The sequence below is a fragment of the Marinobacterium mangrovicola genome (genome assembly GCF_004339595.1).
Taxonomy (GTDB): domain Bacteria; phylum Pseudomonadota; class Gammaproteobacteria; order Pseudomonadales; family Balneatricaceae; genus Marinobacterium_D; species Marinobacterium_D mangrovicola.
This window is the reverse complement of record NZ_SMFU01000009.1, coordinates 170953-197434: the sequence shown is the minus strand read 5'-3', so window position 1 is coordinate 197434 and position 26482 is coordinate 170953. Positions and strand designations below refer to the sequence as shown.

The window sequence follows — 26482 nt, the reverse complement described above, 5'->3', positions numbered from 1 at the left end:
TGAGTGCTTGAGGATCTATTTATTCAGGATTTTCTCCAGGGCAGCGAGCAGTGCAGTGACCTCTTCCAAACTGTTGTAATGTCCCAGCGAAACGCGTGCCACTGATGTTAGGCCGAGGGGGCGGAGGATATTCCCGGAATAGGCATCTGCCGAGCGGGCATGGATGCGAATATTGTGATGCGAAAGCATGGTCACAATATCCTTGGACTCTATATTGTCTACCGAGAAGGATACGACACTTTCGTGATGACCCTTTTCCAGGTCGCCAATCACCCGGATGTTGTCGTAGCTCTTAAGCCCGTTCAGGCCACTGGTGCCATTGAGAATCGCGTCGACCAGGTGGCGTTCGTGAGCAAACATAGCCTTGCCCGCGGCTTCCAGTGCAGGGACCGGCTGCTCATCAGTTATAAAGTTCAGCCCAAGCCACTCGAGATAGTTCACTACTTCGGAAACCGCCGCCAGTGCCGAAGGATCCCGGCTACCGAGTTCCCATGCGTCTGCCGGCTTACCCAGCAGTTTGTCGTGGGGGAGCTGAGTGAAGCGTTCGGAGACCCATGCGTAGCCGTTGTTGAACTTGGAAAAAACCTTGTACAGCGAGAGGACGTAGGCGTCTATATCCAGATCATCTACGCCAATCACACCGTGAGGTGCGTGCTGAATGCCATCCACTATGATGTAGCAGTCAGGGGCGATACTGCGGATGGCCTCGGTGATCGATTTGACGTCCATAACCATACCGGTGACCGGGTTGGTATGAATTATAGTGGCAACTCGGGTGTCCGGCCGGACGCTCTGCGCGTAGTGCTCTGCGGTAACCACACCGGTACGGACATCGAAGGGGACCTCAATCCACTCGCGTCCGGTCTTTTTCGCCCAGATTTGAGTCGAATCGTAGGTGGCCGGATGTTCGAGTGAGCAGGACAGGACAGAGCCTCCCTCAGGAGTTTCCAGTGAGGCAGTTCTGATCAGGCGAAAAAGACACTCCGTACCGGTTTCGCCGCCAAACACCGTACCCTTGGTTGCACCGAACAGCCTCGCCAGGTCCCGTTTACCCTGTTCCACTACCTTGGATAGCGCGGCGGAAGCTTTGTTGTCGCGGTGCTCGTTGTCGGGAATGCAGCCGATATCGCTGGTCACCTGTATGACCGATTTTAACGTCAGGGAACCGCCAGCGTTTTCAAAATAGATTCTGGGCCCTTCAAACGGGCAGCTATCCGCGTAGTAAAAACGATCGCGAATGTTTTTTAACAGCGATTTCGAGATAGGTGATGAAGCCTTGGAGGTGAGGCTATCATCTGTGCAAGTTTCGATAGTCATTTATTCAGCCTTTAAATACCCGGTATGGAGTATTTTTAAATTAGGTGCTTAGCTCTGGGATTATTTCGATTACCGTTTTATCTGTTTTTCTGCCACGCTTTACATAGAGGGTAAGCGACGGAGAGAACCACCAATGAAATGATGGCCAGGGATAAATAACTGTCGAAAAATGTTGAGTAGTCCCAGTTAGAAATCTGCATGGATCGTCTAAAGTTAACTTCCAGAATCGGCCCGAGAATCAAAGCAATAACCAACGGGGCTGTTGGATATTTCCAGCGTTCCATAAAGTAACCGATAAGACCAAAAGCTGCGGCCAGCCAGACATCAAATAGTTCGTTTCTGAGCGCGTAGGTACCCACGATGCTGAAAATTAGAATAATGGGTCCAAGTATTGATCCGGGTATTTTTGTTACATTGACGAGGTATTTACTTAACGCTATACCCATCACGGCAAACAAAACATTCGCAATCAGCAGTGAAATGAGCAGGGTATAGGTGATATCTGCAAAATTTGTAAATAGGTCCGGACCTGGGATCATTCCATGAATCGTCAGGCCACCGACAAAAACTGCAGTGACCGCATTGCCGGGGATTCCGAGGGTCAGCGTGGGGATCAGGGTTCCCCCGGTTACGGCATTGTTGGCCGATTCCGAGGCCGCGATACCCTCGAGTTCGCCTTTACCGAAGTTCTCCGGATTTTTGGATTTTCGACGTGCTTCATTGTATGAAATGAAAGCGGCGATACTTGTGCCGGCCCCCGGCAGGGCGCCGATGAATGTGCCTATCAGCGATGAGCGCGCCATGCTGCGAAAGCATCGTTTGATATCGCTGATCAATGGCAGGTGGCCATGGACGTTGACGATGCTGTCTTTTTTAAGCACCCCGGCTTCTGCAGGAATGCACAGGTTGAACGCCTGAGACACGGAAAAAAGTCCAATTAGAACCGGTAGCAGCGGGACGCCGTCAAAGAGCTCACTGTGCCCGAAAGTGAAGCGTGGTACACCAGTGAATGAATCCAGACCCACGAGGCCCAGTGCAAGGCCGGCCAGAGCGGCTACTAGTCCCTTGGCAGGGTTGTCGGAGACCACCCCGATAATGGTTACCAGGCCAAAGATCGCCAGCAAGGCGTATTCCTGGGGGCCAAACGCAAGCGCAATCTTTGAAAGCAGCGGGGCGACAGCGATAAGAATGATGACGCTGACTGTTCCACCAAACAGAGAGCTCAGTGTCGCCATGCCTATTGCTTCGCTACCGCGTCCCTTGGATGCCAGGGGGTAGCCGTCAAGGGCGGTTGCGATGGATGCGTCGGTACCTGGGGTTCGAAGCAGAATGGCCGTTATGGAACCGCCATACACTGAGCTTACATAGACGGCGCCGAGAAGGATCAATGCCAGTTCGGGTGGCATGTTGAATGTGATTGGAATGCAAAGCGCTACACCCATGGTCGAAGAAAGACCAGGTAGCATGCCGATCATCATTCCGGCCAGCGTTCCTATAAGAAGCGTGATAACCGCATCTATAGACGCCAGGTTTGAGAGTGCTATTAATACATTATCCATTTTAAACTCTACTTACCTAATTCTTATATATCCAACCAGTCGGATAAGATCCCATTGGGCAAAGGAACTTCAAGAAGTTGAACGAATGTGAAGTAGATAAAGGCCGTAAATATTAAGGATATAAAAATCGATTTTTTAACTTCAATCTTGCCTAATAGATAGAAGCTAAAAAATAGAAAAGAGGGTATGGCTATAAACGATCCTATATCCTGTATAGCAGCGATGGTGATCACTGAAAGTGAACACCAGAGCAGGAACCTTCTCCAGTTAATGGGATGATGCATCTCCTCATCTGCTATAGATGGCTTTTTCTGTGCTATTAGTATTAAACTGGTTATCAGGCCCAATACCGCGATGGACACCGGCATTACGCCGGCGCCACCACGCATATCATGACCCGCAACAATTAAAAGAGCGCATAAGATAGAAAACGAAACTGCCAGTATGCGATCAACAATTAGCAAACTCATGATAAGAAAAATCCCTATCAGTCTTTAACCCAAGGATTCACGTCCCAAATAGCTTTGAGTGAATCATGGCTGTCCTGCAGGAAATCTACATAATCAGAGCCGTAGATCGGATTCAGAGGCATGTTCAACTTAACCAGTTCTTGCTTGAACTCTTCATCGTTGATGACTGCTTCAGAGGCTGCTACCAGCTTCTGATAGACGTCCTCGGGTACCCCAGCAGGTACGGCGAGCCCGCGGGAGGCTGCGGCGATCAGATCAACATTCTGCTCTGCTCCAGTCGGAACATCGGCGATGGCATCCAGACGTTCCGGAGACCATACGGCCAGCGCCTTGATTGTGCCGGAATTGATCTGGGCGGAAACCTCGGACATGTTGCCTTCAAACGCATCGATATGTCCGCCGAGCAGGGCGGCGGTGGCCTCAGCATTGCTGCTGAAGGAAACCATGTTCATTTCGGTGTTTGTTTTGTTGGCAAAGGACATCATGGCCAGATGGTCGTCACCGCCGATACCCTCGTGTGACACGGTAACTTCGTTGGGGTGTGACTGAACAAACTCGATGAAGTCCGTAAGAGTCTGGAATGGGCCGTCAGCCTTTACCGCTAGTACGCCTGGGTCGGTAACGACGTTAACTAGCGGACGGATGTCGTCCATGCTGTAACCCACGGTTTCGGCGCGGGTAAAAGGGTAAACCTCAACGACAGGAGAGTTGATAAGGCCGATGGTGTAACCGTCCGCCTTGGAGTTGGCCAGGAAGGTCCAACCCAGCTCGCCACCAGCTCCGGGCTTGTTCACCACGATAACCCGTTCGCCGAGATGTTTTTCAGCGTACTTGGCGAAAATTCGCGCCATAGTGTCCGTACTGCCGCCTGCACCGAAAGCAACAACCATCTTGATCGGTTTGTTGGGGTAGCCTGCTGCCATTGCACTTCCAGCCGTCAGGGCACCAACCAGAATGGCTGCGGAAGCACTAAGAAAAGCCTTTTTAAACATCGCGTTACCTTCTAAATGAGTCTAAGTGGTTATTATATTTCATCGTTTTTTTTGGGGGCGTTGCGAACGTCATCAATCATAGGGTGATGAGCAATGGTGAAAAAAGTGAATTGTTTCGATAGTATTTAATCGATTTATAGAATGGTTTGGTCGTGCTTACACTTAAACAGCTCGAGGCATTCGTCCAAATAGTGGAGCTAGGTACTTTTGAGCTTGCCGCTAAGCGACTGAATGCGACTCAATCGACAATATCGAAACGAATAACAGAACTTGAAGAGGCTTCTGGACTCAGGCTCTTCGATCGTTCGAAGCGTACTGCCAGGTTGACGGCGGATGGTGAGAGGTTGCTGCAGTTGGCCAGGGACACGCTGAGCAGTGCCAATCGTATTTTACAAATGAAAGATGAGGCGGCGGCAGGAAGACAGCGAGTCCGTGCAGGGTTCACCGATCTCTGTGCTTTGACCTGGCTTCCGCAGTTTTTTCGTGAGTGCTCGGAAGCCTATCCGCTGATCAATCTAGAGATTACGATCGATATGAGCCGTAACCTCTATCGGATGTTTGAGGATGGTGATCTGGATATTGTGGTAGCGCCTATCGATAGTGCTCTGTTGAAACAAAAAAACCACAAATTTGAGGTTCTACGCAGCGTAGAAATTGCTTTTATAGGTCGCTCCGAGTTTATTCGGAGTCCCAGTAAGGTCCCTATTCATAACCTGGATAAATTTAATATTCTCGTTCAGGGGAAAGAGTCATCATACGCACAAGGGATTAATGAATGGTTGTCGGAGAAAGGGGCTACTCTGGTACCTACGATGATCGCTAATAACCTGGTCGCCTTGGTAGGTCTGATCAGTGCAGGGTACGGAATAGGTGTGTTACCAAAGCGGTTTGTTATGAACCTATCGAAACCAACGGACTTGGTGGAGATCAAAACGCATCCCGAGTTGCCAGATATGACTTACTATCTGTTAACCAGAGACCATGGAGGTAACAAAGCTGTAGATAAATTGGTGGAGGAGATTTCGCGGGCCGCCGACTTTACGACTCCCTTTTTACATTAGTTATCCAGTGATGAAATAAAGAAGCAGCCGACTGGCTGCTTCTTTATTGATGCTGGTTTACTCGGTCGGGCAGCTGTTGCTCAGCTCCAGTGCACGGGCGTAAACCTGGCGGCCTGGCAGGCCTTTCTCTTCGAGGGAAGCCAGGTAGCTTTCGGTGGCTTCATCCAGCACCGGTTTCCAGGCCGGGTTTTCGGCGCCGCCTTCAACGGTGTAGATCTCGTCGCCAGCGTCCAGCGCCTGCTGGCGGCCGGTATCGTCGGAGTTGTCGTAGTTAACACCGGCGATCTTCGCCCAGGCCTGGCCTGAAGCGTTGTCGATGACCTGCTTCAGGTCGTCCGGCAGGCCGTTGTAGACGTCCTTGTTCATGGTGGCGATGAACGACAGGGAGTATAGACCGCCCACTTCGGTGTGGTACGGGGTCAGTTCATTCAGGCGGAAGGAAAGCTGGCCTTCCCAGGGGAACATGATGCCGTTGATCACGCCACGCTGGGCGGACTGGTAGGTTTCCGGAGCCGGCATGCCAACCGGCTGGGCACCCAGGCGGGAGAGCATGTCGCCCACCACGGTGGTCGGGCGGCGGATGCGCATCCCTTCAAGGTCAGCCGGTACTTTTACCAGTTTGTCGGTGGAGTGCAGGTGTCCCTGGCCGTGGGTGAAGAAAAACAGCGGGTGGGTATCTTCATACTCGGAGGCGATCAGGCCTTCATCGTACAGGCTCTGCAGTACGCAGGAGCCCTGCACGGCGGTCTTGACCACGCCCGGCAGTTCGACAACCTGGGTCAGCGGGAAACGGTTGGCGGAGTAACCCTGGACGGTAGCGGTCACGTCCATGATGCGGTTTTTAACCGAGTCGTACTGGGCCGCCGGCTTGGCCAGTGTGCCTGACGGGTAGATCTCTACCTCGATGCGACCGTCGGACTCTTTCTGCACCTGGTCGGCCCAGGGCTGGAAGATGTTTTTGTGGGTACCGGCCACGGCGGGCCAGATATGGCCGAAGCGCAGGGTGACGTCCGCGGCCTGGGCCTGGACAGCGCCCAGAGTCAGGGTTGCGGTGGTGGCGACGGCGGCAGCAAGCTGTGTCAGTTTCATTCGATGATCCTGTTTATTGTTATAGAGCCCTGCTCAAAGGTGTGAGCGATCAGGCATCGTTGTTGTTATGGGGTTGTAATTGTGGGTTGTCGTTATCGGTTGAAGTCACTTTAAGCATGGGTGCTTAAGGCTGCATGAACAGCTTTATGCAGCCCTTAGATATCCAGCACCAGTCTTTTACTTTTGGCACGTGAGCAGCAAGGCGCGAACTCCTCGTTGCTGGCATGTTCCGCGGGTGTCATGAACACATCGCGGTGATCCGGTTCCCCCTCAAGCAGGCGCACGGCACAGGTGCCGCAGACGCCCTCTTCGCAGGAAAAAGGTACATCCATATCCTTGTCGAGCAGCACTTCGAGTACCGACTTGTCCGCCGGTATTTCGATCACTTCGCCACTGCTGGCGAGCTGTACCTCAAAGGCGCCGTCGTCATCGTGATTGATCGCCTCGGCGGCGAAGTACTCACGATGCAGCTGGGTATCCCCCCAGCCGGCGGCCTGGGCTGTCTCCAGTACGTGGTCCATGAACGGATTGGGGCCACAAACGTACAGGTGAGTGCCCGGTTTCGGGGAGGCCAGCAGTGCTGCAGCATCCATGCGAGTGGAGGGCTCGTCGCGACTGTGGTGGAAGCTCACCCGGTCAGCAAAGTCCGACTGCTCAATGCGCGTGCGGAATGCGGTCTGCCCGGCGTTGCGGGTGCAGTAATGCATCTCGAACGAGGCGCCCTGATGCGCCAGGCGTTCAGCCATGCAGAGAATCGGCGTCACGCCGATACCGCCGGCGATCAGCAGGTGATGCTCGGCGCTGTGCTCCAGCGGGAACAGGTTGCGCGGCTCGCTGATCTGCAGTGTATCGCCCTCATTGACCTGGTCATGCACGGTGCTGGAACCGCCGCGGGATTCCGGGTCACGCAGTACACCGATCTCATAGCGATGGCTCTCGCCGGGGTGATTGCAGAGGGAATACTGGCGCACCAGACCGCCCGGCAGGTGCAGGTCGATATGTGCACCGGCGCTGAAACTAGGTAGCGCGGAACCGTCCGGCCGGGCCAGTTCAAGCAGGCAGATATCGTCGGTTTCGTAGCGTTTACTGACGACCTTTACATCTATCACAGCACTGTCTCCTGTCCCGACATGCGGGCGGGCTTTTTTCTAGTTATATAGCCGATCCCGGCAGCCAGCGTCAGGCGCTGACGCTGGTGATCTTGCTGTCCTGCTGCTCTTTTTCCAGCAGTTTGTCGATGATTCGGCGCGCCTGAACGCCTCCAGAATCGATGTCGAGCTTGAGCAGGTTGCGCTCGGGGAACTCGAGAATGTTGCGCTGCTGGCGCTCCAGCATCTCCAGGTCTTCGGAGAAGATCTGGCCCTGGCCTTCGCGGATCTGGTCGGTCAGCGCACTGTCTTCCGGCTTGAAGTTGCGCGCCATACCCCAGAAGTACCAGTGGCTGGTCTCGGTTTCCGGGGTGATAAAGTCGACCACGATGCTGCTGGCCTTGTGCTGAGCCTCGGCCTCGTAACCGCCGTTGCCGGCGATGGCGACACCGACTTCGATCATGACATGGCTGGGCGGGTTGAAGCGGCAGATCTGCCAGCGGTCTACGTCGGCGTTAGCATCCAGGCCATTGGCTGTTAGCGCAGCCTGCCAGAAGGGCGGAGCCTTGATGTTTTCCATATGGCGCACGGTCTGCACCTCGCCATCGACCAGCTTGGTTTTAACCGGCGCTTCGTCGATCTCTTTCTGGCCGATGCTGGTGGAGTGGACGTAGGTCTCATGGGTCAGATCCATGAGGTTGTCGATCATCAGCTTATAATCGCAGTTGATGTGGTAGAGGCCGCCACCGTAGGCCCACTCTGGATCTTCGGCCCAGTGCAGCACGGGGATGTCATCGGTGTTGGCCAGGCTCGCATCGCCGGTCCAGACCCAGACGAAGCCGTAGCGCTCTTCAACAGGATAGCTTTTAACGCAGGGAAAACCGCCCACGCGCTGTTTCGGCATGGAGAGTGTCTTGCCGTCGGCGCCCATCTTCAGGCCGTGGTAGCCGCAGACCAGTCCGCCATCTTCAACATAACCCAGGGATAGTGGTGCGCCCCGGTGGGGGCAGAAATCCTGAACGGCGCCGACCTTGCCGTCGGTGTTGCGGAAAAACGCGATACGTTCGCCACAGATCTGTCTGCCGAGCGGTTTCTCGGCGAATTCATCGGGTGTACAGGCCACGTACCAGCAGTTCTTGGTGAACATGACAGACTCCTTCGATTGGTGTTTCTTGTATTTATGTATCCAACTTGAACCTATATTGCCCCATGTACCGCAGAAAAGGCCAGAATGGATCCATAGTAATTAAGTATTAGGTATAAATTTTTTAGTTTGCTGTATGAGGGGGTTATTTTGGATCCAATAGCCTATTCTTTGGCTGAAGTAACGATAGTCCAGAACCTTAAAAATGGCAGAAAAAAGCCGGATCCAAAGATCCGGCTGGAAAGCTGCATCCCGGGTTACCGGGGCAGGGGAAGGCATGGTTATTCAGTTGTGCGGTCAGTTCATCATCGTGTCCGGCAGCACCAGTGCAATCTGCGGGAAGGCCACCAGCAGTACCATGGCCAGAATCATCACCAGCCAGAACGGCATGATGCCGGAGAAGATATCCTGCAACCGGATATCCGGCGCCACCGATTTCACGATAAACACGTTGATACCCACCGGTGGGCTGATCAGTCCCATCTCCAGCGCCAGTACTACGACGACACCAAACCAGATCGGGTCAAAGCCTAGGCTCGAGATAACCGGGAAGAAGATCGGCATGGTCAGCACCAGCATGGAGAACCCTTCCAGGAAGCAGCCCAGCACCACGTAGCAGGCGAGAATCAGGCATAGAATCAGGATCGGACTTACATCCAGCCCGGTAAGGAACTGCCCCAGGTTCTGCGGAATATGGCTCAGCGCCAGGAACGGGTTCAGCAGGTTGGCGGCGATCAGGATGATCATCACCGTGGAGGTGGTGGTCAGTGTGCTCTGTGCCGCGCGCCAGATCGCTTTAGGCCCCAGCTTGCGCATGGCGACGCCGAAAACGATGGCCAGGCCCGCGCCCACGGCTGCGGCTTCCACCGGGGAGAAAATGCCGGTGTAGATACCGCCGATGGTCAGCAGAATGATCATCAGGATCGGCACGGCGCCCAACAGCCCGTCGCCTTTTTCGCGCCAGGTGGTTTTCGGGCCGGCAGGGGCACTGTCCGGTTTGAGGTAGGACTGGACGAAGATCCAGGCGATAAACAGCACGCAGAGCAGTATCCCTGGTAGCACGCCAGCCAGGAATAGACGGCCGATCGACTGTTCGGTGAGAATCGCGTAGATCACAAAGCCGGTGGAGGGCGGGATCAGAATACCCAGGGTGCCGCCAGCGGCCACGGCGCCGGCCGACAGCTTGGGCGAATAGTTAAAGCGGCGCATCTCCGCGAGGGACACCTTGCCCATGGTCAGCGCCGAGGCGACGGAGGAGCCGCAGAGCGCGGCAAAGCCGGCGCAACCGATGACTGTGGCCGATGCTAGACCGCCACGGATTGAGCCGATCAGAGCATAGGCAGCGTCGTAAAGCTTGCGGCTCATGCCGGTTTCGGTGGCGATGTTACCCATCAGGATAAACAGCGGCACCACGATCAGTTCCGAGTTCGATGCCAGGGTAAAGCTTTCGCTGGCCAGTACGCTCATGGCCGAGGTGCTGCTGTCCAGGATAGTGATGCCCACCAGCCCGACAACGGCGATGGCGAACGCCACAGGTATGCGCAGTACCATCAACAGCAGGAGCGCCAGGATGCCCAGCGTACCAATGATTTCACTACTCATTCATTCACCTCTTCGGTCGCGTCCTGGGAGCCGCACAGAGACAGCAGGCGGTTGATGCATTTCAACAGCAGGCTGAAGGCGGTCAGCAGGGAAAAGCCCGCCAGGGCGTACTGGAAAGGCGCCTTTTCGAGGCCAAGAATATTGGTGCTCAGGCCCAGCATCTGGGAGATCTCCGCCGCTTCGATCACGGTGTAGCCGATCGCCGCGAACAGCAGGGCACCAGCCAGGAGGCCGAGAACGTCCAGGATGCGGTTCATCAGCGGCGGGAACATCTTTTCAAACAGGTCTACCGCGATAAAGCCGCTGTTTTTTTCGCAGTAGGCCATGCCGCCGAAGACGATCAGCACCATCGCCATCTGTGTCAGATCCTGGGATCCCGCCAGTGGGCTGCCAAAGAAGCGCCCGATCACATCCGTGAGGATGGTCAGCAGGACAAACAGCAGCACCGCGGTGGAGAAAATGCTGGACAGGCTGGTGAGCCTGTCCGTCAGAGTGATTAACGGTTTCAAGAGAGTTGCCATGGGAATCTCTGTCAGGGGTTAACGCTTGAGCATGGCGTCGAGCACCGCCTGGCCGCCGTCGATCTCTTTCAGGTTTTCGACAACGAAAGGCTCAGAGATCGCGCTGAATGGTGCAATCTGCTCCGGCGTCAGGTCGATAACGGTGGAGTCCGGATCGGCCCGCAGTCCATCCAGCGTTTTGTCGGCACGCTCGTTCCACGCCACTTCACCGCTTTGGGAAAGGGCACGACCGCTGCTGGCATCGATGGCAGCCTGCTGTTCGTCGGAGAGGCTGTCGTACTTCTTCTGGTTCATCACCAGGTAGAACATGATGTGGCCAAGCGGAATACCGACGGTATAGGAGTTGGCTACTTCACCCAGTTTGAAGTCGGTGATGGCGCTGGCACCGGTGGCAACACCGTCGATCAGACCGGTCTGCAGGGCGTTGTAGATCTCCGGTGCGCTCATCTGTACCGGGGTGGCGCCGTAGGCTTCGATCAGCTTGCCGGTCATGGCACCGGAGACGCGGATCTTCAGGCCCTTGAGGTCTTCCGGAGAGCTTATGTTCTTGTCTTTCATGATCAGGACGCTGGGTTCGCTGACCCAGAGCGCCAGCGGCTTGGTGCCGGGGAACTCACTTTTCAGCTCAGAATCGTAGGCGTTCCACAGCATGTCATAGCCGCTGGTGCCTTCCGGAATGACGCCGGGCAGTTCCACAACCATCGATTTCTTGAACTGGGATGAGGTATAGCCAGACAGGCCCCAGGTGATATCGGCCACGCCCTGCAGCGCACGCACGTACTGCTCCATCGGGCCGCGGCCGAGTTCGCCGCCGGGGTATACCTTGATGGTCAGCTCGCCGTTGGTGCGGGCTTCAACCTGCTGCTTCAGCGGGTCGATGATCGAGCTGTTGAGCGTGTGGGTAGTGGAAACAAAGTGAGCAAGTTTTAACTCCTCGGCGGCCTGGCCAACGTTGGCGGTCAGCAATGCGGCGCTGGATGCGAGGCAGAGAAGGGCTTTACGCAGAGATAGGTCCATCGAGATGGCTCCTGTATTTTTGTTGTTGTCAGGATGGAGGAAGCGCTGAACGGGTTCAGTCAGGTGGCTAACCTGTCAGGCAGTTTTCACCGCCTTGGCCCATTCGTGGCTTTCCTTCTACTTTCGAGCCTACTCTCTGGAGGTTAGCAATAACCAATGCAAAAACATCGATCAGATATACGTTTTTCCTATTTGGCGTGTCCCAGTCGCGGTTAATAAGAAAAATGAATGGCGCCGATGGGGAAAACTATTGGTCGGCTGATGTATCGCGGTGACAGTATGGAAAGGCAGCGGTGCCAGAACGGAAACAATAAAACAGGGCCCGCGCGTTGGGTCGATGAATTGAACAGGACGAGGGTTGGGAATGCTTCCTCAGATGATGTTGCTGCCGGGGCTGATGTGCGATGACGCGGTCTGGACAGAACAGGTAAAAGCACTGGCGCCGATGATCGATTGCCAGATTGCAGACTACGGCATGGCCGACAGTATCGAAGCGATGGCGGATCTGGTGCTGGCGAGCGCGCCGGAAAAATTTGTTCTTGCCGGACACTCCATGGGCGGTCGTGTGGCGCTGGAGGTTTGCCGCAAGGCGCCGGAGCGCGTCAGTCATCTGATCCTGATGGATACCGGCTACAAACCCCGCGCCGCAGGTGAGGCGGGCGAGAAAGAGCAGGCGGGCCGCTTTGCACTGCTGAACAAGGCCCGGGAAGCCGGCATGCGCGTCATGGGCCAGCAGTGGGTTCAGGGCATGGTGCATCCCGAGCGTCTTGACGATCAGGCTCTCGTCGAGGAGATCCTGGCGATGATCGAGCGCAAAACGCCGGAGATCTTCGCTGCCCAGATCAATGCATTGCTGAATCGCCCCGATGCCACCCCGGTGCTGGAATCGCTGAGCTGCCCGACGCTGCTGCTGTGCGGTCGTCAGGACAGCTGGAGCCCGTTGGAACGTCATGAAGAGATGGCCGAGCTGGTTGCCAACGCCCAGTTGGGTGCCATCGAAGACGCCGGCCATATGAGCACCATGGAGCGGCCTGATGCGGTATCCGCGGCGATTAAACAGTGGCTGGAGGCCGAGCTATGAGCGATCTGGATCTTCTGCAGCAGCTCAAGATTGAGCGCGATCTGACTCGGCTGGTGCTGGATGCCGCGCATTTCGCAGACAGCCGTGAGTTTCGGCAGTTGGCTGAACTCTTTGTCGAAAAGGGTGTGCTTTACCGCCCGACAGCACCGGAAAAACCGCTGCTGGGTCGCGAGGCGATCTTTGAATCCTACAACGCCCGCCCCGAACACCGCCTGACCCGCCATCTCTGCAGCAACTTCCGTGTCGATATTCGAAACGCAGACAGAGCCCGCGTGCGGTGCTATGCCCAGGTGTTTGGCGCCGACAAACGTGAAGATGCCGGCGATCACCTTGGGCCTCCGGCGGAAGCGAGAATCATGGTGGGTGAATTCGATGACCTCTGTGTATTCGAAGCGGGCCGCTGGCTGATCGCCGAGCGTCGGGCCAGCTTTACCCTGCATCAACCCCTGTAAACGCAGGCTGCTTTTAAGCAAAGAAAGCAACGCGTTTCAGTTTCGGAGCAAACCATGTCAGCAGACCAGGACCGCTGGGGAATACCCGGTACGTACGTGTTCGACCTGAATTTATCCCGTAAGGGGTATGCCGTGAACAAAATGTGCAACTCACTGCGTTACGCCGAAAACCGCGAGGCTTATCTCGCCGATGAGGAGGCATACATGGCGCGTTACAACCTGTCAGAGGAGCAGAAGCAGGCGATCCGCGATCGCGACTGGCTGCAGCTGACCCGCCTCGGCGGCAACCTGTTCTTCTTTCTCAAGCTAGGTGCCACGCTTGGGCACGGACTCTATCCCATCGGGGCTCAGATGCGCGGTGAGAGTTACGAGGATTTTCTTAAAACGCGCAATGTACCGGAGGCAACCTGATGGCGAAGATAGTGGCAGGTATAGGCTCTTCCCATGTGCCTTCAATTGGCCGGGCCTACGATCAAAAAAAGCAGGCAGACCCAGCCTGGCAGCCGCTGTTTGACGGCTATGAGCCGGTCAAACGCTGGCTGGAAGAGGAGGTGAAAGCCGATGTGGTGATCCTGGTCTACAACGACCACGGCACCGAGTTCTTCCTCGACCGTTACCCGACCTTTGCTATGGGTGTGGCGGACAGCTACCAGGTAGCCGATGAGGGTTATGGCAAGCGGCCGCTGCCGGATTTCCCGGGCGATGCAAGTTTCTCTGAGCATTTGGCGAACTCGCTGGTGGCGGATGAGTTCGATATGACCCTGTGCCAGGAGATGGCGCTGGATCATGGCTTCCTTACCGCCATGCCGCTGCTCTGGGAACCGGGCGAAAATGAATGGCCGGTAAAAGTGGTGCCGCTGCTGGTGAACGTGATTCAACACCCGCTGCCCACCGGACAACGCTGCTTCAAGCTTGGCCAGGCGTTGCGCCGTGCCGTGGAGTCCTACCCCGAGGATCTGCGCGTGGCGATCGTCGGTACCGGCGGCTTGTCGCACCAGCTCAATGGTGAGCGCTTTGGCCTGATCAATGAGGAGTGGGATAAGGCCTGGCTGCAGAACATCCAGGACGATCCCAAGGCGCTGGCGCAGCTTTCCCATAAAGAGGTGATGACCGCCGCGGGTGCCGAAGGTGGCGAGGTGATCATGTGGCTGGTGATGCGCGGCGCGATGACAGAGCAGGTGAAAGAGAGGCATCGCTTCTACTACGCACCGATGACCACCGGTATGGCGGTGCTGGCGCTGGAAAACGAGGGCAACACCCCGGCCTAGCCGGGGTGTTTGAGCGTTAGAAAGTAGCGTCGATTTCTAGTGGAAGCGGCGCTTATCACCACCGGTCAGACTCAGGTTGCTGCCGATATCGGCAAGAATCTGGCAAAGGGTGTTCAGCGGCTGGGACGGCTTGCTGTCGTTGCGGATCAGCATGCCGATCTCGCGCTGACTGCCCTTCAGCGGTACCGGCAGCAGGGTCAGCTGGCCGCCGTGAACCTCGAAGTGAACCTGGTGCGGTGATATCAGCGTGATCCGGTCGCTGTCGAGCAGCAGCGAGCGGATGGTGATCAGGTTGCCCGCTTCGATACCGATCTCCGGTGCTTCGAGACCGGCGTCGTGAAACTCCTTTTCGAAGCAGTTGCGTGCCGGCGTACCCAGACGTGGTGCGATCCACTGGGCGTTGCGCAGATCCTTCAGGGTCAGATCATCACGGCGGGCCAGCGGGTGATCATGACGGGCGACCACGGCCAGGCGATCCTCATAGAGCGTCGTCTGAGTGATCTCCGGATAACCCGGGTTGTCACGCAGGGCACCCACCAGAATATCGATCTCGCCGTTGCGCAGGGCGGTGAGCAGGGATTCATAAGTGCCATCGATCAGCGTGGCTTTCACGCCGGGCATCTCCTGGGTCAGTCGGTCCAGGGCGCGAGGCACGAGCAGTGAGCTGGACATCGGCAGCGCACCGATCACCAACTGGCCGCGGCCCTTGTCCTGCCAGGCGTGCAGGTCCTGAGAGATCAGGCAGAGTTCGCGCAGCGCCACCTTGGCGTGGTGAGTCAGCAGTGCACCGCACTGGGTAGGGCGCATCCCCTGCTGGGTGCGCAGGAACACGGAGATGCCAAGCTGCCGCTCAAGATCGCGCAGGTTGCTGCTGATGGCGGGCTGGGTCAGGTTCAGGTGGGCGGCGGCCATAGGTTCCACCCGGAAGTCGGACAGGGCGACCAGCACCGTAAGCTGCCGGTAGGAGAGCCGCTGCGCCAGACGCTCGAAGTTGCCTGTGGGCTCCAGCGCGGCGAGGCCCGCTTCGGCATCGGTCAGGTGGCCCAGTGCGCGGCGCAGGCGGCGCACGACGATCTCGCCGATCTCGGTGCAGATCATGCCGTTGCGGTGGCGCTGGAACAGCTCAACGCCAAGGGATGATTCCAGTTCGCGAACAGCACGGGTCACCGATGGTTGAGACAGGTGCAGTGCTTCGGCGGCACGCATAACGCCGCCGATCTCGGCGACGGTAACCACGGCGCGCAGGCGACGCATGTTGGGTTTGAAATCGGGGTTGGTGCTCAGAGTGGACTGCATGGGCCCCTCCGGGAAGCTGATTGTTATATTTATTGATCTGGATCAAAGCCTAATCGATCACTGCTGGAATCAAAATGTCTTATTTGCGCATTCATTGAGCGCGAAAAGGAATTAATATGTTCTAGTGCTCCGTTTCAGCGGAGATCTTTGCAGGTAGACAGAGGCTTAGCTGAGGGGCTGCTTATGGACATGATTACCAATCTGCGTACCTTTCTCGCCGTGGCCAGCCATGGCAGTTTTGCCTCGGCCGCACGGCATCTGCACGTGGTGCCCTCGGTGGTGGCGAAGCGGATAGCGCAGCTTGAGAAGTCCGTAGGTTCGCGTCTTTTCGAGCGTTCCACCCGTACCATCACCATTACCGATGCCGGTCAGCGGTTGCTGCCAAGGGTGCGTCATTCGCTGATGGAGTTTGAGGAACTGCTCAAGGATGCCCGGCGTGATGATGGCAAGCTGGAGGGGCACCTGCGACTGATGCTGCCGACGACGCTATCCATGGCGCACCTGTCCAATGCCATCGTAGAGTTTATGAAGGTGCATGACCGTATTACGGTGGAAACCGTGCTGGCGGATCGCTCGGTGAGCCCGCTGGAGGAGGATGTGGATATCATGGTCAGTGGCCGCCTGGCCCACTATGACGGTGTCAGCCAGGTACCGCTGGCGCCCACCAATGTGCTGCTCTGCGCCTCGCCGGAATACCTGGCCAAGGCGCCGCCGATCAATCATCCCAGTGATCTGGTGGATCACACCTGTCTTATATTCAGCCCCCAGGGCACCACCTGGGCGTTCGAGTCCGAGCGCGGGCCGCTGTATGTGGATGTGCAGGCGCGGCTGGCATCGGATGACAACCATACCCTCAGCCGCGGGGTAGAGCGTGGGCTTGGTATCTCGGTATTGCCGCGCTATATCGCCCGCAAGGGGCTGGATGCAGGCACCATCGTGCCGCTGCTGGAGCATTTTCCGCCCCAGGATCGCTGGTACAAGGCGTATATACCACGTCGCAAAGAGCGTCTGGCCCGGGTTGAAGCGATGTGCGAATGGCTCAGGCTGGCGATCGAGCAGCTTAACGCCCAGGGCGCCTGCAACCCGATCTTCGGACACTGTGATTAACCACGTGTGTCCTTCACATTTTCCATCACCACAAAAGTACTGGTCTGAAGCACGTGGGGCAGAGAGGAGATCTGTTCACCCAGCACAGCCCGGTACTCCTCCATGTTGCGGGTTCTGACCTTCAACAGATAGTCGAAGTTACCGGCGATCATATGACACTCCTCCACTGCTGAGATCTTCCTGGCCGCCGCATTGAATGCTTCCAGCGCGGCGGTGCTGGTGTCGTTCAGCGTGACCTGGGCGAAGGCGATATGGTCCAGCCCCATCTTTTTCTGATCGATCAGCGCGGTATAGCCGCGAATATAACCCTGCTCTTCCAACCGCCGCATGCGGATCTGGCAGGGAGTCTTGGATAAACCCACCTTTGAAGCCAGGCCGGTGACCGTAATCCGGGCGTCGAGCTGCAGCTCTTTGATGATGGCCCGGTCGAATTTATCCAGATCGTTCATGGTGTTGGTACTGCTCGCTGGTGAAATTGACTATTTAAGCTAATTTTACAGGACGAAAGATATTTTGGTATTTGAATAAAAGTCGATATACGACGTTGATGTTTTCTATATAGGAAAAGTGTATGCGATAGCTTGCGTAGAATGCATCGGCAAGACAACGTATAAGGAGGAGCGACGATCATGGCTCAGGTGCAGACTACACAACCGACAATGGAAACTAGCCGCGAAGCGATGCGGGCCAACTATCTGGCCGACGAGCACCGTGTTATCAGCGAGCTGATTGCCGGTGCCAACCTCTCGGAACAGGTGCGCAAGGCGATCTCCGACCGCGCGGCCGATCTGGTCCGCGATGTGCGTGGTAACTCCAAGCCGACCATGATGGAGAAGTTCCTCGCCGAGTATGGCCTGACTACCAAGGAGGGCGTGGCGCTGATGTGCCTGGCCGAAGCGCTGCTGCGTGTGCCGGACAACGTCACCATCCATGAGCTGATCGAGGACAAGATCTCCTCTGGCAAATGGGGCGAACACCGCGGCAAATCCAACTCTTCCCTGATTAATACCACCACCTGGGGCCTGATGATGGCTGGCAAGGTGATCAGCCCGTCCGATACCCGCAGCCTGGTGGAAACCCTGCGCCAGTTGGTGAAGCGCATGGGGGATCCGATGGTGCGCACCGTGGCGAATCAGGCGATGAAAGAGATGGGGCGCCAGTTTGTGCTCGGCCGTACCATCGAAGAAGCGCAGAAAAACGCCCGTAAGTATGAATCCAAGGGTTACACCTATTCTTACGACATGCTCGGCGAAGCAGCGCGGACTGATGCGGATGCGCTGCGCTACCAGCGTGACTACGCCAGTGCGATCAAGGCGCTGGCGCTGAACTGCAAACATGACGATATCCGTGATAACCCCGGTATCTCTGTAAAACTTTCCGCCCTGCATGCACGTTACGAATATGGTCAGCGCGACCGTGTGATGAACGAGCTGGTGCCGCGTGCGCTGGAGCTGGTTAAGCAGGCGAAAGCCGCCAACATGGGCTTTAATATCGACGCGGAAGAGGCGGATCGTCTGGATCTCTCCTTCGATGTGATCGAAGCGATTCTTTCCGATCCGGAATTGGCCGGCTGGGACGGCTTCGGCGTTGTGGTGCAGGCGTTCGGCAAGCGTGCTTCCCACGCGCTGGACTGGCTCTACGCCCTGGCGGAAAAACTGGACCGTCGCATCATGGTACGTCTGGTGAAGGGCGCCTATTGGGATGCCGAGATCAAGCGTGCCCAGGTGATGGGGCTGGATGGTTTCCCGGTTTATACTCGCAAGGCGTGCAGTGATGTCTCTTACCTGGCCTGCGCAGAAAAACTGCTGGGTATGACCGACCGCATCTACCCGCAGTTCGCCACCCACAACGCTCACTCTGTCTCCGCTATCGTTGAGCTGGCCAAGGGGCGTGACTGCTTCGAGTTCCAGCGTCTGCACGGCATGGGTGAATCCCTGCACGAAGCGCTGATGAACGGCGACGGCAAACGCTGCCGCATCTACGCACCCGTAGGTGCACACCAGGATCTGCTGGCTTACCTGGTGCGTCGTTTGCTGGAAAACGGTGCCAACAGCTCCTTCGTGAACCAGATTGTCGATACCCGTATTACGCCGGAACAGATCGCCCGTGATCCAGTGGCGCTGGTGCAGTCGTTGGGCGAGAACGTCTCCAGCAACAAGATTGTCCGTCCGCAGGACCTGTTCGGCGAAGGTCGTCGCAACTCCAAGGGCTGGGATGTGACCGATCCGGTGGAAGTGGAATTTATGGAAGCCCAGCGTGGCGCTTTCCGCAGTTCCGCCTGGAAAGGCGGCCCGGTTCTGGCCGGCGAAGTAGTTGGTGGCGAGCAGAAAGAGGTGCGCAACCCCGCCGATCCGAACGACCTGGTAGGTCATCTGACCCTGTCTGCGCCTGAAGATATAGAGACCGCGATTGTCGCTTCGCAGTCAGGCTATGAGAGCTGGTCCAAGCTTTCTGCCAAGGAGCGTGCCGCGCGTATCGATCGCGTTGCCGACCTGTATGAACAGAACACCCACGAGCTGTTTGCCCTGACCTCCCGCGAGGCGGGCAAAACCCTGCTCGACGCCATCGCCGAGGTGCGCGAGGCGGTGGATTTCGCCCGTTTCTACGCCAATGAAGGTGTACGTATCGACGGTGAAGGCGACGCCCGTGGTGTGATCACCTGTATTTCACCGTGGAACTTCCCGCTGGCGATCTTCACCGGTCAGGTACTGGCCGCGCTGGCGGCGGGCAACACCGTACTGGCCAAGCCGGCGGACCAGACGCCGCTGATCGCGACCCGTGCCGTGGAGCTGATGCACGAGGCCGGCATTCCGAAAGAGGTGGTACAGCTGCTGCCGGGCGCCGGTGCTTCGGTGGGCGCTGCGCTGACTTCCGATCCGCGCATCAACGGCGTCTGCTTCACCGGTTCTACCGGTACAGCACAGATCATCAACCGTGTAATGGCCGAGAAAATGGCGCCGGACGCACCGCTGGTGGCGGAAACCGGTGGCCTCAACGCCATGATCGTTGACTCCACGGCGCTGCCGGAACAGGTGGTACGCGATGTGCTGGCGTCCTCTTTCCAGAGTGCCGGCCAGCGCTGCTCTGCGCTGCGCATGCTCTATGTACAGAAAGATATCGCCGATCATCTGCTGGAGATGCTGTTCGGTGCCATGGATGAGCTGCGCATGGGTAATCCCTGGGAGCTCTCCACCGACGTGGGCCCGGTGATCGACAAGGCCGCCCAGGCGAAGATCGAGACTCATTGCGAGAAGTTCGCTCAGAAAGGCCGTGTGCTGAAGTCTTTGGCGAAGCCGGAAGCCGGGATCTTCGTTGCGCCGACGGTGATCCGTCTGGAAGGTATCGAAGAACTCGAAGAGGAGATCTTCGGCCCAGTACTGCACGTGGCCACCTTTGAAGCCAATGAACTGATCAAGGTGGTGGACGATATCAACGCCCAGGGCTTTGGTCTTACCTTCGGTCTGCACACCCGTGTGGATAGCCGTGTGAACCGCATCGTTAACCGGATCAAGGTGGGTAACACCTACGTGAACCGTAACCAGATCGGCGCCATTGTAGGCTCCCAGCCGTTCGGTGGCGAAGGTCTCTCCGGTACCGGTCCGAAAGCGGGTGGCCCGCACTATGTGCGCCGCTTCAAGAACAGCGCCACCGATGCGCGCAGCGCTGAAGACGGTGCCGCGATGGTGTGCAGCGATGCGCTAAGTGCTGCCATCAGCCATATTGCAGCAGTTGAAGCGCCCGAAGCTGAAGCCCGCGAGCAGGCACTGAAGCCTTTCTTCGACCAGGTGCCTGCGGCGCTGGATGCTGAGCCTGAGCTGCTGCCGGGACCGACCGGTGAGCTGAACCGTCTGTCCAACTGCGCCCGCGGGCTGATTCTCTGCCTCGGGCCGGACAAAGCGAGCGCTATGGAGCAGGCTGCTGTGGCCCTGTCTCAGGGGAACAAGGCGGTCGTGATCGCACCGGGTGCCGACAAACTGCTGGCCGACGCCAGCAAGGCCGGTCTGCCTGTGGTTGGTCTAGATGGACAACTGCAGCCGGAAGCGCTGATCCGTACCAGCGGCTTTGATGCAGTGATTAGCTGTGCAGGGGCTGAGATGCTGAAAGAGTACCGCCAGGCTCTCGCGGAGCGCACAGGCGCGTTGCTGCCGCTGCTGACCGAGCATCTGTTGGCAGAGCGTTACGTGATTGAGCGTCACCTCTGTGTGGATACCACCGCCGCGGGCGGTAACGCCAGCCTGATTGCTCAGTCTGAGTAAATTGGCGCTTCCTGCCGCCATCAGTCTCTAACGAGAAAGGCCCTCTAGCGAGAGGGCCTTTTCTTTTGTCATCAGTATCAGCGTGGCTGCTTGTTTACTGGCTAAGCCAGGCGTGAAACTTTTCGTCGAGAGCGGCGCCATGCTCAGCCCAGAAGGCACCAGAGGTCTTCAGGCCTGCATCCAGATGAGCGGATGGCAGCTGGGGAATGATGGATTCGTCGATATAGGCGTAAGAGGACTGACGTGTCGGGCCGTAAGCCATGGTTTCAGACATCCCTGCCAGCGGTTTGGAGCTGGTGGTGAACTTGACGAAGTCCAGCGCCGCTTCTTTTTTGCTGGTGCCTTTGACGACAGCCCAGGCGTCCAGATCGAAGATATGTCCGTCCCAGACCATCTCGAATGGCTTGCCCTCGTTCTGGATTGCTGAGAAGAAGCGACCGTTGGCGGACTGAACCATCACCGCGGCGCCATCATTCAGCAGCTCCGGAGTTTGGGACCAGTAATCGAACCAGACGATTTCATCCTTGATCGTGTCGAGTTTGGCGAAAGCGCGAGCCTGCCCCTGTTCAGTGGCGAGTTCGTCGTAGACTTCACTCTTGCGGACGCCGTCGGCCAGCAGAGCCCATTCCAGATTGACCTGTGGGCTTTTACGCAGGGCGCGTTTTCCCGGGAAGGACTCGGTGTCGAAGAAGTCCTCCATGGAGGAGGGGTCGCCGCCTTTGATGGTGTTGTGGTTGTACGCGTAGAGCACAGACCAGTAGATGTTGCCGACGCCGCATTCGCTGGTCAGAGCGTCTTCGCTGAAGTCCTCGGTAGCCCGGGTGCCGTCGTCGCCCGCAGGCAGCTGGTCCATCGGAAACCTTTCCAGAAGACCTTCGGCGCAGGCTCGCTCCAGGTCATTCCCCTCCAGCTCAATGGCATCCCAAACGACATTGCCGCTCTCTACCTGCTCTTTGAGTTCGACGATCCCACCGGAGTAGTTCTTGAACAGTACGTGTTGTCCGGTTTTGACCATGTAAGGGTCGATGACGTGCATCTGCAGTGATGCTCCGTAGGAGCCATCGAATGAAACCACATTCAGTTTATTGGCACTTGCCAGGTTGGCAAACAGGCTAACGGCGGTGGTCGCCGCCAAGGCTAACAGTTTCTTCTTCATTGAATCTCCTATTCAAGCCATTGAGCTATTGGTCCATCGAAATCGGGAATCTCTTCTGCGGCCGCGACACGGTCCCGATTATTAAGCACTTTCCCTCTCAGCCCGGCACCAGCGCTCATCTTAGAAAAGCAGCGGGTTGTGACGCCGATGCAGAGGCCTGAGATCAATTCGACGGAAGTTATGCTTTCGAACTATCGTCCCACTTCTGCGATAAACAAGTCCGTCGGGCGTTAGCCTGCTCCTGCTTTGGCAGAGTAAATCTGTGTCCAGATTCTCTTTCAGAATGAGCAGGAATGCACTAGGTTTATGAGATTAACGTATTGTTTTCTCTTTTAAATTAAAAGAAATATATCTTTTTAATGCTCTGGCGATCGGGGAGTTTTCTTGATCGAGAGCGAGGTGCAACGGTATTTATTATCCGCTCTATCGCGGCATGATATTTATCACTCAGGTTAAATCGCTCTGTACTCTGCACTCTACATCCCGCTGGTTATCAGGCCCCCGGTCGGCGCCCGCAGCGCTCTTATGTCGATAAAATCTGTGCGGCCCTGGGGCTTTCTGAACTGAGAAAGCAGTGCTGGGGTCAGGGTGATAGCAGGTCTTGCCTCATGCATCAGAAAGGCCCTCGGGCGTGTGTCACCGAGGGCCCTGATGGCGAAGTTTTCCTGAGAGTAGACCGTTGCCGCAGAGACGGTATCAAGCGTTATCAGTGAACGTTCAATCCAGCTCCCCGGCACGCATCTTCTCACCGCGGGCGCGCAGGTACTCCATGGTCAGCAGCAGCAGACCGGAGATGATTACCAGCAGGGTCGCGACGGCCAGAATGGTCGGGTTGATCTCCTCGCGCAGGCCGGAGAACATCTGGCGTGGAATAGTGCGCTGCTCAGGGCCGGCCAGGAAGAGCACCACGATCACCTCGTCAAAGGAGGTAACAAAGGCGAACAGAGCGCCGGAGATTACCCCGGGGCGGATCAGCGGCATGATCACCTTGAAGAAGGTGTACACAGGCTTGGCGCCCATGCCCAGAGAGGCGCGCACCAATGAGTAGTCAAATCCTGCCAGGGCAGCGTTCACCGTGATCACCACGAAGGGTGTCCCCAGGGCCGCGTGGGCGAGTATTACGCCCATGTAGCTGCCGGCGATATCCAGCTGAGTGTAAAAGAAGAACATCCCCGCTGCGGTGATGATCAGCGGTACGATCATCGGTGACAGCAGCAGCGCCATGATCATGCGCTGGAAAGGCATCTGGCCGCTGGTCAGACCGATGGCGGCGGTGGTGCCCAATACAGTGGCGATCAGCGTGGCCATCAGGCCGATGTAGAAGCTGTTCTTGATCGCCAGAATCCATTTTTGATCCGCCAGAATCTCTTCATACCACTTCAGCGAGTAAGCGCTCGGGTCCAGCGCAAGCATTCCTTCGGTGAAGGTGAAGTAGGGCTCGGCGTTGAATGACAGCGGAATGATCACCAGGATCGGCGCCATCAGGAACAGCAGTACCAGGTAGGCGGTCAGCTTGACCCCGGAAAGGCCCAGCTTCTGCCAGATTGTGAAATAACGTGGAAATTTAGCCATCTGTACGCTTACTCCTTAGCCCAGCTTCAGGTTGCTGATGCCCACCAGGCGGTCATACAGCCAGTAGAGCAGAGTGATCAGCAGTAGCAGCAGGGAACCGAGCGCTGCGGCGAGCTCCCAGTTGTTTGAAGACTGCATATGGAAGGCGATGATGTTGGAGATCATCTGCCCCTCGGTACCGCCGACCAGCGCCGGTGTGATGTAGTAACCGATGGAGATGATGAACACCAGCAACGCGCCGGCACTGAGCCCGGGTACCGTCATCGGCATATAGATGCGGATAAAGGCCGGAATCGGCTTTGCGCCCAGCGACAGGGCGGCACGGAAATAACTCGGGTCGATCCCCTTCATCACGCTGTATAGCGGCAGAATCATGAACGGCATCAGTATGTGGGTCATCGCTATCACCGTGGCGAACTGGGTATATAACAGGTCCAGAGGCTCATCGATGATATGCAGCGACATCAGCGTGGAGTTGATCACGCCGTTGGTCTGCAGCAGAGCGATCCAGGCGGTGGTACGTACCAGCAGCGAGGTCCAGAACGGCAGCAGCACAAAAATCATCAGGGTGTTGGCGACCCGCGAGGGTGCGTTGGCGAGATACCAGGCCAACGGGAAGCCGATCAGCGCGGTCAGCGCGGTGATGTAGAAGGCGATCTTGAGACTCTTCCAGTACAGATCCAGGTAGATCTGCGTGTCTCGCTGAACGATTTCGCCCTGGGGATTACGCTCCAGGTCGAGCGCGGTCAGGTAGAAGTCATCCTTGATAACGGAGCCGGACTTTTTCATCGCCCGCCAGACGTTCACGTCGGACCACTTCTTGTGGGCATCAAGCACCAGTTGGCCACCACTGGTCTGCAGTTCGGCCAGATCCACTCGGCGCACTTTACGGGCGGTGGATTTGATCAGGCTTGAAGCACCAGGATAGGCGCGGTTGATCTCTTCCGCGAGTTTGCCGGAACGGCGCTCAGCGGCCAGGGTCTGCAGTTCCACGGCGAAGGCGTTCAGCGCTGCCGTCGGTGGCAGGTCTCCAGATTCCTCGCTCCAGTCATCCAGTTGCGCCAGCGTATCGGGAATAAGCTCGGCGACGGTGGGATGGTAGAAACTGCGGTAGAGCATCGTCCCGATCGGGGCGACGAAGGTGACGAAAATAAACAGCAGCAGGGGCGCGACAAAAAATATCGCCAGCAGTTTGCGGCGGCGGATGTTGCGATCGGCCTGCTTGATCTCGTCTTGCGTCAACTCTGGGTTGGACATGCGTAATAACCCTGTCAGGCCGGGCCGCCCGAAGGGCAGCCCGGTTTAGTGCGCGTTTGATAGCTGTATGGCTTAGCGGATTACTGCAGCAGCCATTCGTTGAACTTCTCGCCGAGAGACTCGCCGTAGTCAGCCCAGAAGATGGAAGAGGCTTTCAGACCTTCATCCAGGTGAGCAGACGGCAGCTTCGGAACGATAGATTCGTCGATGTACGCGTAGGAAGACTGACGGGTCGGGCCGTAGGCGACGTCAGGCATGCCGGACAGCGGCTTGGAGCCGGTGGCATACTTGATGAAGTCGATCGCCAGGTCCTTCTTGTCGGTACCTTTAACGATAGCCCAGACGTCCAGGTCGAAGACGTGACCGTCCCAAACCATCTCAAACGGCTTGTTCTCTTCCTGGATAGCGGCGAAGAAACGACCGTTGGCGGACTGAACCATCACCGCACCGCCGTCGTTCAGCAGCTGCGGAGCCTGGGACCAGCTGTCGAACCAGACGATGTCGTCCTTGATGCTGTCCAGCTTGGCGAAAGCACGGGCCTGACCCTCTTCGGTGGAGAGAACGTCGTAGATCTCATCCTTGGGCACACCGTCAGCCATCAGTGCCCATTCCATGTTGACCTGCGGGCGCTTACGCATGGCGCGTTTGCCCGGGTAGGTAGCGGTGTCGAAGAAGTCGGTCATCGAGGTCGGCTCGCCGCCTTCGATGGTGTCGTGGTTGTAGGCGTAGAGTACGGTCCAGACGATGTTGCCGACGCCACACTCGTTGGCCAGGGCTTCTTCACTGAAATCCTCGGCGGCGGGGGTGCCGTCGTCACCCGGAGGCAGCTGATCCTGAGGGAATACTTCGAGCAGACCTTCGGAGCAGGCGCGCTCCAGGTCGATCACTTCCATATCGATCACGTCCCAGAGGACGTTACCGCTTTCCACCTGTGCCTTGAGCTCGGCAACACCGCCGGAGTAGTTCTCAAACAGGATGTTGTGGCCGGTTTTATCCATGTACGGGTCGATCATGTGCTTCTGCTGCGCCGCTCCGTAGGAGCCCCCGAAGGAAACCGCGGTCAGTTCGTCAGCGCTTGCCAGGTTGGCAGACATGCTGACGGCTGCAGCGGCCGCCAGGGATAACAGTTTCTTCTTCATTGGATCACCTCTTCCAGACATTGAGTCGTTGGTCCATA

The 26482-nt window shown here is 57.0% G+C and carries 23 protein-coding genes; 7 read left to right on the top strand and 16 right to left on the bottom strand.

Annotation, left to right across the window (positions count from 1 at the left end; all coding sequences use genetic code 11):
• Positions 1-15: 15 nt before the first annotated feature.
• The 4 genes from CLV83_RS13370 to CLV83_RS13355 form a co-directional block, all read right to left on the bottom strand.
• Entirely contained in the window at positions 16-1317 is a 1302-nt protein-coding gene (locus CLV83_RS13370) for an aminotransferase class V-fold PLP-dependent enzyme (protein ID WP_132293188.1), read from the bottom strand.
• Positions 1318-1394: 77 nt separating this feature from the next.
• Entirely contained in the window at positions 1395-2876 is a 1482-nt protein-coding gene (locus CLV83_RS13365) for a tripartite tricarboxylate transporter permease (RefSeq protein WP_132293186.1), read from the bottom strand.
• A gap of 23 nt (positions 2877-2899) precedes the next feature.
• Positions 2900-3346, bottom strand: coding sequence for a tripartite tricarboxylate transporter TctB family protein (locus CLV83_RS13360; RefSeq protein WP_132293184.1), 447 nt, complete (start codon positions 3344-3346; stop codon positions 2900-2902).
• Positions 3347-3363: 17 nt separating this feature from the next.
• Positions 3364-4338 (bottom strand): Bug family tripartite tricarboxylate transporter substrate binding protein, encoded by a 975-nt coding sequence (locus tag CLV83_RS13355; RefSeq protein WP_132293182.1) that lies wholly within the window; start codon positions 4336-4338, stop codon positions 3364-3366.
• Between the two features lie 152 nt (positions 4339-4490).
• Between CLV83_RS13355 and CLV83_RS13350 the strand changes: the two genes are divergently transcribed.
• Complete coding sequence (locus CLV83_RS13350) at positions 4491-5399, top strand: LysR family transcriptional regulator (RefSeq protein WP_165900311.1); 909 nt, start codon at positions 4491-4493, stop codon at positions 5397-5399.
• Between the two features lie 57 nt (positions 5400-5456).
• Here the strand turns inward: CLV83_RS13350 and CLV83_RS13345 are convergent, their stop codons facing one another.
• From CLV83_RS13345 to CLV83_RS13320, 6 genes are all read right to left on the bottom strand, one after another.
• Entirely contained in the window at positions 5457-6488 is a 1032-nt protein-coding gene (locus CLV83_RS13345) for a TRAP transporter substrate-binding protein (protein WP_132293178.1), read from the bottom strand.
• 155 nt (positions 6489-6643) lie between these two features.
• Positions 6644-7597 carry a PDR/VanB family oxidoreductase gene (locus CLV83_RS13340; protein WP_132293176.1) on the bottom strand — a complete coding sequence of 318 codons (954 nt, stop codon included), beginning with the start codon at positions 7595-7597 and terminating at the stop codon, positions 6644-6646.
• 70 nt (positions 7598-7667) lie between these two features.
• Entirely contained in the window at positions 7668-8723 is a 1056-nt protein-coding gene (locus CLV83_RS13335; protein WP_132293174.1) for an aromatic ring-hydroxylating dioxygenase subunit alpha, read from the bottom strand.
• A 294-nt stretch (positions 8724-9017) separates the two neighbouring features.
• Entirely contained in the window at positions 9018-10322 is a 1305-nt protein-coding gene (locus CLV83_RS13330; protein ID WP_132293172.1) for a TRAP transporter large permease, read from the bottom strand.
• A complete protein-coding gene (locus tag CLV83_RS13325; protein ID WP_132293170.1) occupies positions 10319-10843 on the bottom strand; it encodes a TRAP transporter small permease in 525 nt (174 codons plus the stop codon). Before CLV83_RS13325 ends, CLV83_RS13330 begins: the two co-directional genes overlap by 4 nt.
• Before the next feature lie 18 nt (positions 10844-10861).
• A complete protein-coding gene (locus CLV83_RS13320) occupies positions 10862-11860 on the bottom strand; it encodes a TRAP transporter substrate-binding protein (protein ID WP_132293168.1) in 999 nt (332 codons plus the stop codon).
• Between the two features lie 364 nt (positions 11861-12224).
• Here CLV83_RS13320 and CLV83_RS13315 point away from each other — a divergent pair, with 364 nt between their 5' ends.
• From CLV83_RS13315 to CLV83_RS13300, 4 genes are read left to right on the top strand one after another with little or no spacing between them, the layout of a single operon-like run.
• Positions 12225-12941: an alpha/beta fold hydrolase gene (locus tag CLV83_RS13315; RefSeq protein WP_132293166.1), complete on the top strand. Its 717-nt coding sequence runs from the start codon at positions 12225-12227 to the stop codon at positions 12939-12941.
• Entirely contained in the window at positions 12938-13393 is a 456-nt protein-coding gene (locus CLV83_RS13310) for a nuclear transport factor 2 family protein (RefSeq protein ID WP_132293164.1), read from the top strand. The genes CLV83_RS13315 and CLV83_RS13310 overlap by 4 nt, the downstream gene beginning before the upstream one ends.
• Before the next feature lie 54 nt (positions 13394-13447).
• Positions 13448-13804 (top strand): protocatechuate 3,4-dioxygenase, encoded by a 357-nt coding sequence (locus CLV83_RS13305; RefSeq protein WP_132293162.1) that lies wholly within the window; start codon positions 13448-13450, stop codon positions 13802-13804.
• Entirely contained in the window at positions 13804-14661 is an 858-nt protein-coding gene (locus CLV83_RS13300) for a class III extradiol dioxygenase family protein (RefSeq protein WP_132293160.1), read from the top strand. Before CLV83_RS13305 ends, CLV83_RS13300 begins: the two co-directional genes overlap by 1 nt.
• Before the next feature lie 36 nt (positions 14662-14697).
• Here CLV83_RS13300 and CLV83_RS13295 read toward each other — a convergent pair whose 3' ends face one another.
• A complete protein-coding gene (locus CLV83_RS13295) occupies positions 14698-15957 on the bottom strand; it encodes a LysR family transcriptional regulator (RefSeq protein WP_132293158.1) in 1260 nt (419 codons plus the stop codon).
• Between the two features lie 183 nt (positions 15958-16140).
• On the opposite strand from CLV83_RS13295, the gene CLV83_RS13290 reads away from it, so the two are divergent.
• Complete coding sequence (locus CLV83_RS13290; RefSeq protein ID WP_132293156.1) at positions 16141-17064, top strand: LysR family transcriptional regulator; 924 nt, start codon at positions 16141-16143, stop codon at positions 17062-17064.
• On the opposite strand, the gene CLV83_RS13285 is transcribed toward CLV83_RS13290, so the two are convergent.
• A complete protein-coding gene (locus tag CLV83_RS13285) occupies positions 17061-17513 on the bottom strand; it encodes an Lrp/AsnC family transcriptional regulator (protein ID WP_104005498.1) in 453 nt (150 codons plus the stop codon). The two genes, CLV83_RS13290 and CLV83_RS13285, sit on opposite strands and share 4 nt — an antisense overlap.
• Positions 17514-17693: 180 nt before the next feature.
• Here CLV83_RS13285 and putA point away from each other — a divergent pair, with 180 nt between their 5' ends.
• Complete coding sequence (putA, locus tag CLV83_RS13280) at positions 17694-21320, top strand: bifunctional proline dehydrogenase/L-glutamate gamma-semialdehyde dehydrogenase PutA (protein ID WP_132293154.1); 3627 nt, start codon at positions 17694-17696, stop codon at positions 21318-21320.
• Between the two features lie 94 nt (positions 21321-21414).
• Here the strand turns inward: putA and CLV83_RS13275 are convergent, their stop codons facing one another.
• From CLV83_RS13275 to CLV83_RS13260, 4 genes are all read right to left on the bottom strand, one after another.
• Positions 21415-22476: an ABC transporter substrate-binding protein gene (locus CLV83_RS13275; RefSeq protein ID WP_132293152.1), complete on the bottom strand. Its 1062-nt coding sequence runs from the start codon at positions 22474-22476 to the stop codon at positions 21415-21417.
• 717 nt (positions 22477-23193) lie between these two features.
• Positions 23194-24048 carry an ABC transporter permease gene (locus CLV83_RS13270; protein WP_132293150.1) on the bottom strand — a complete coding sequence of 285 codons (855 nt, stop codon included), beginning with the start codon at positions 24046-24048 and terminating at the stop codon, positions 23194-23196.
• Positions 24049-24063: 15 nt separating this feature from the next.
• Positions 24064-25305, bottom strand: coding sequence for an ABC transporter permease (locus CLV83_RS13265; RefSeq protein WP_132293148.1), 1242 nt, complete (start codon positions 25303-25305; stop codon positions 24064-24066).
• An 80-nt stretch (positions 25306-25385) separates the two neighbouring features.
• Positions 25386-26444, bottom strand: coding sequence for an ABC transporter substrate-binding protein (locus CLV83_RS13260; RefSeq protein WP_132293146.1), 1059 nt, complete (start codon positions 26442-26444; stop codon positions 25386-25388).
• Positions 26445-26482: the final 38 nt, after the last annotated feature.

What these genes read in the sequence shown, in the direction of transcription:
- CLV83_RS13295 (WP_132293158.1), bottom strand. Translation starts at nt 15,957, where the DNA reads ATGCAGTCCACTCTGAGCACCAACCCCGATTTCAAACCCAACATGCGT.
- CLV83_RS13260 (WP_132293146.1), bottom strand. Translation starts at nt 26,444, where the DNA reads ATGAAGAAGAAACTGTTATCCCTGGCGGCCGCTGCAGCCGTCAGCATG.
- CLV83_RS13325 (WP_132293170.1), bottom strand. Translation starts at nt 10,843, where the DNA reads ATGGCAACTCTCTTGAAACCGTTAATCACTCTGACGGACAGGCTCACC.
- CLV83_RS13300 (WP_132293160.1), top strand. Translation starts at nt 13,804, where the DNA reads ATGGCGAAGATAGTGGCAGGTATAGGCTCTTCCCATGTGCCTTCAATT.
- CLV83_RS13370 (WP_132293188.1), bottom strand. Translation starts at nt 1,317, where the DNA reads ATGACTATCGAAACTTGCACAGATGATAGCCTCACCTCCAAGGCTTCA.
- CLV83_RS13270 (WP_132293150.1), bottom strand. Translation starts at nt 24,048, where the DNA reads ATGGCTAAATTTCCACGTTATTTCACAATCTGGCAGAAGCTGGGCCTT.
- CLV83_RS13285 (WP_104005498.1), bottom strand. Translation starts at nt 17,513, where the DNA reads ATGAACGATCTGGATAAATTCGACCGGGCCATCATCAAAGAGCTGCAG.
- CLV83_RS13345 (WP_132293178.1), bottom strand. Translation starts at nt 6,488, where the DNA reads ATGAAACTGACACAGCTTGCTGCCGCCGTCGCCACCACCGCAACCCTG.
- CLV83_RS13275 (WP_132293152.1), bottom strand. Translation starts at nt 22,476, where the DNA reads ATGAAGAAGAAACTGTTAGCCTTGGCGGCGACCACCGCCGTTAGCCTG.
- CLV83_RS13315 (WP_132293166.1), top strand. Translation starts at nt 12,225, where the DNA reads ATGCTTCCTCAGATGATGTTGCTGCCGGGGCTGATGTGCGATGACGCG.
- CLV83_RS13305 (WP_132293162.1), top strand. Translation starts at nt 13,448, where the DNA reads ATGTCAGCAGACCAGGACCGCTGGGGAATACCCGGTACGTACGTGTTC.
- CLV83_RS13265 (WP_132293148.1), bottom strand. Translation starts at nt 25,305, where the DNA reads ATGTCCAACCCAGAGTTGACGCAAGACGAGATCAAGCAGGCCGATCGC.
- putA (WP_132293154.1), top strand. Translation starts at nt 17,694, where the DNA reads ATGGCTCAGGTGCAGACTACACAACCGACAATGGAAACTAGCCGCGAA.
- CLV83_RS13330 (WP_132293172.1), bottom strand. Translation starts at nt 10,322, where the DNA reads ATGAGTAGTGAAATCATTGGTACGCTGGGCATCCTGGCGCTCCTGCTG.
- CLV83_RS13310 (WP_132293164.1), top strand. Translation starts at nt 12,938, where the DNA reads ATGAGCGATCTGGATCTTCTGCAGCAGCTCAAGATTGAGCGCGATCTG.
- CLV83_RS13365 (WP_132293186.1), bottom strand. Translation starts at nt 2,876, where the DNA reads ATGGATAATGTATTAATAGCACTCTCAAACCTGGCGTCTATAGATGCG.
- CLV83_RS13320 (WP_132293168.1), bottom strand. Translation starts at nt 11,860, where the DNA reads ATGGACCTATCTCTGCGTAAAGCCCTTCTCTGCCTCGCATCCAGCGCC.
- CLV83_RS13360 (WP_132293184.1), bottom strand. Translation starts at nt 3,346, where the DNA reads ATGAGTTTGCTAATTGTTGATCGCATACTGGCAGTTTCGTTTTCTATC.
- CLV83_RS13290 (WP_132293156.1), top strand. Translation starts at nt 16,141, where the DNA reads ATGGACATGATTACCAATCTGCGTACCTTTCTCGCCGTGGCCAGCCAT.
- CLV83_RS13355 (WP_132293182.1), bottom strand. Translation starts at nt 4,338, where the DNA reads ATGTTTAAAAAGGCTTTTCTTAGTGCTTCCGCAGCCATTCTGGTTGGT.
- CLV83_RS13335 (WP_132293174.1), bottom strand. Translation starts at nt 8,723, where the DNA reads ATGTTCACCAAGAACTGCTGGTACGTGGCCTGTACACCCGATGAATTC.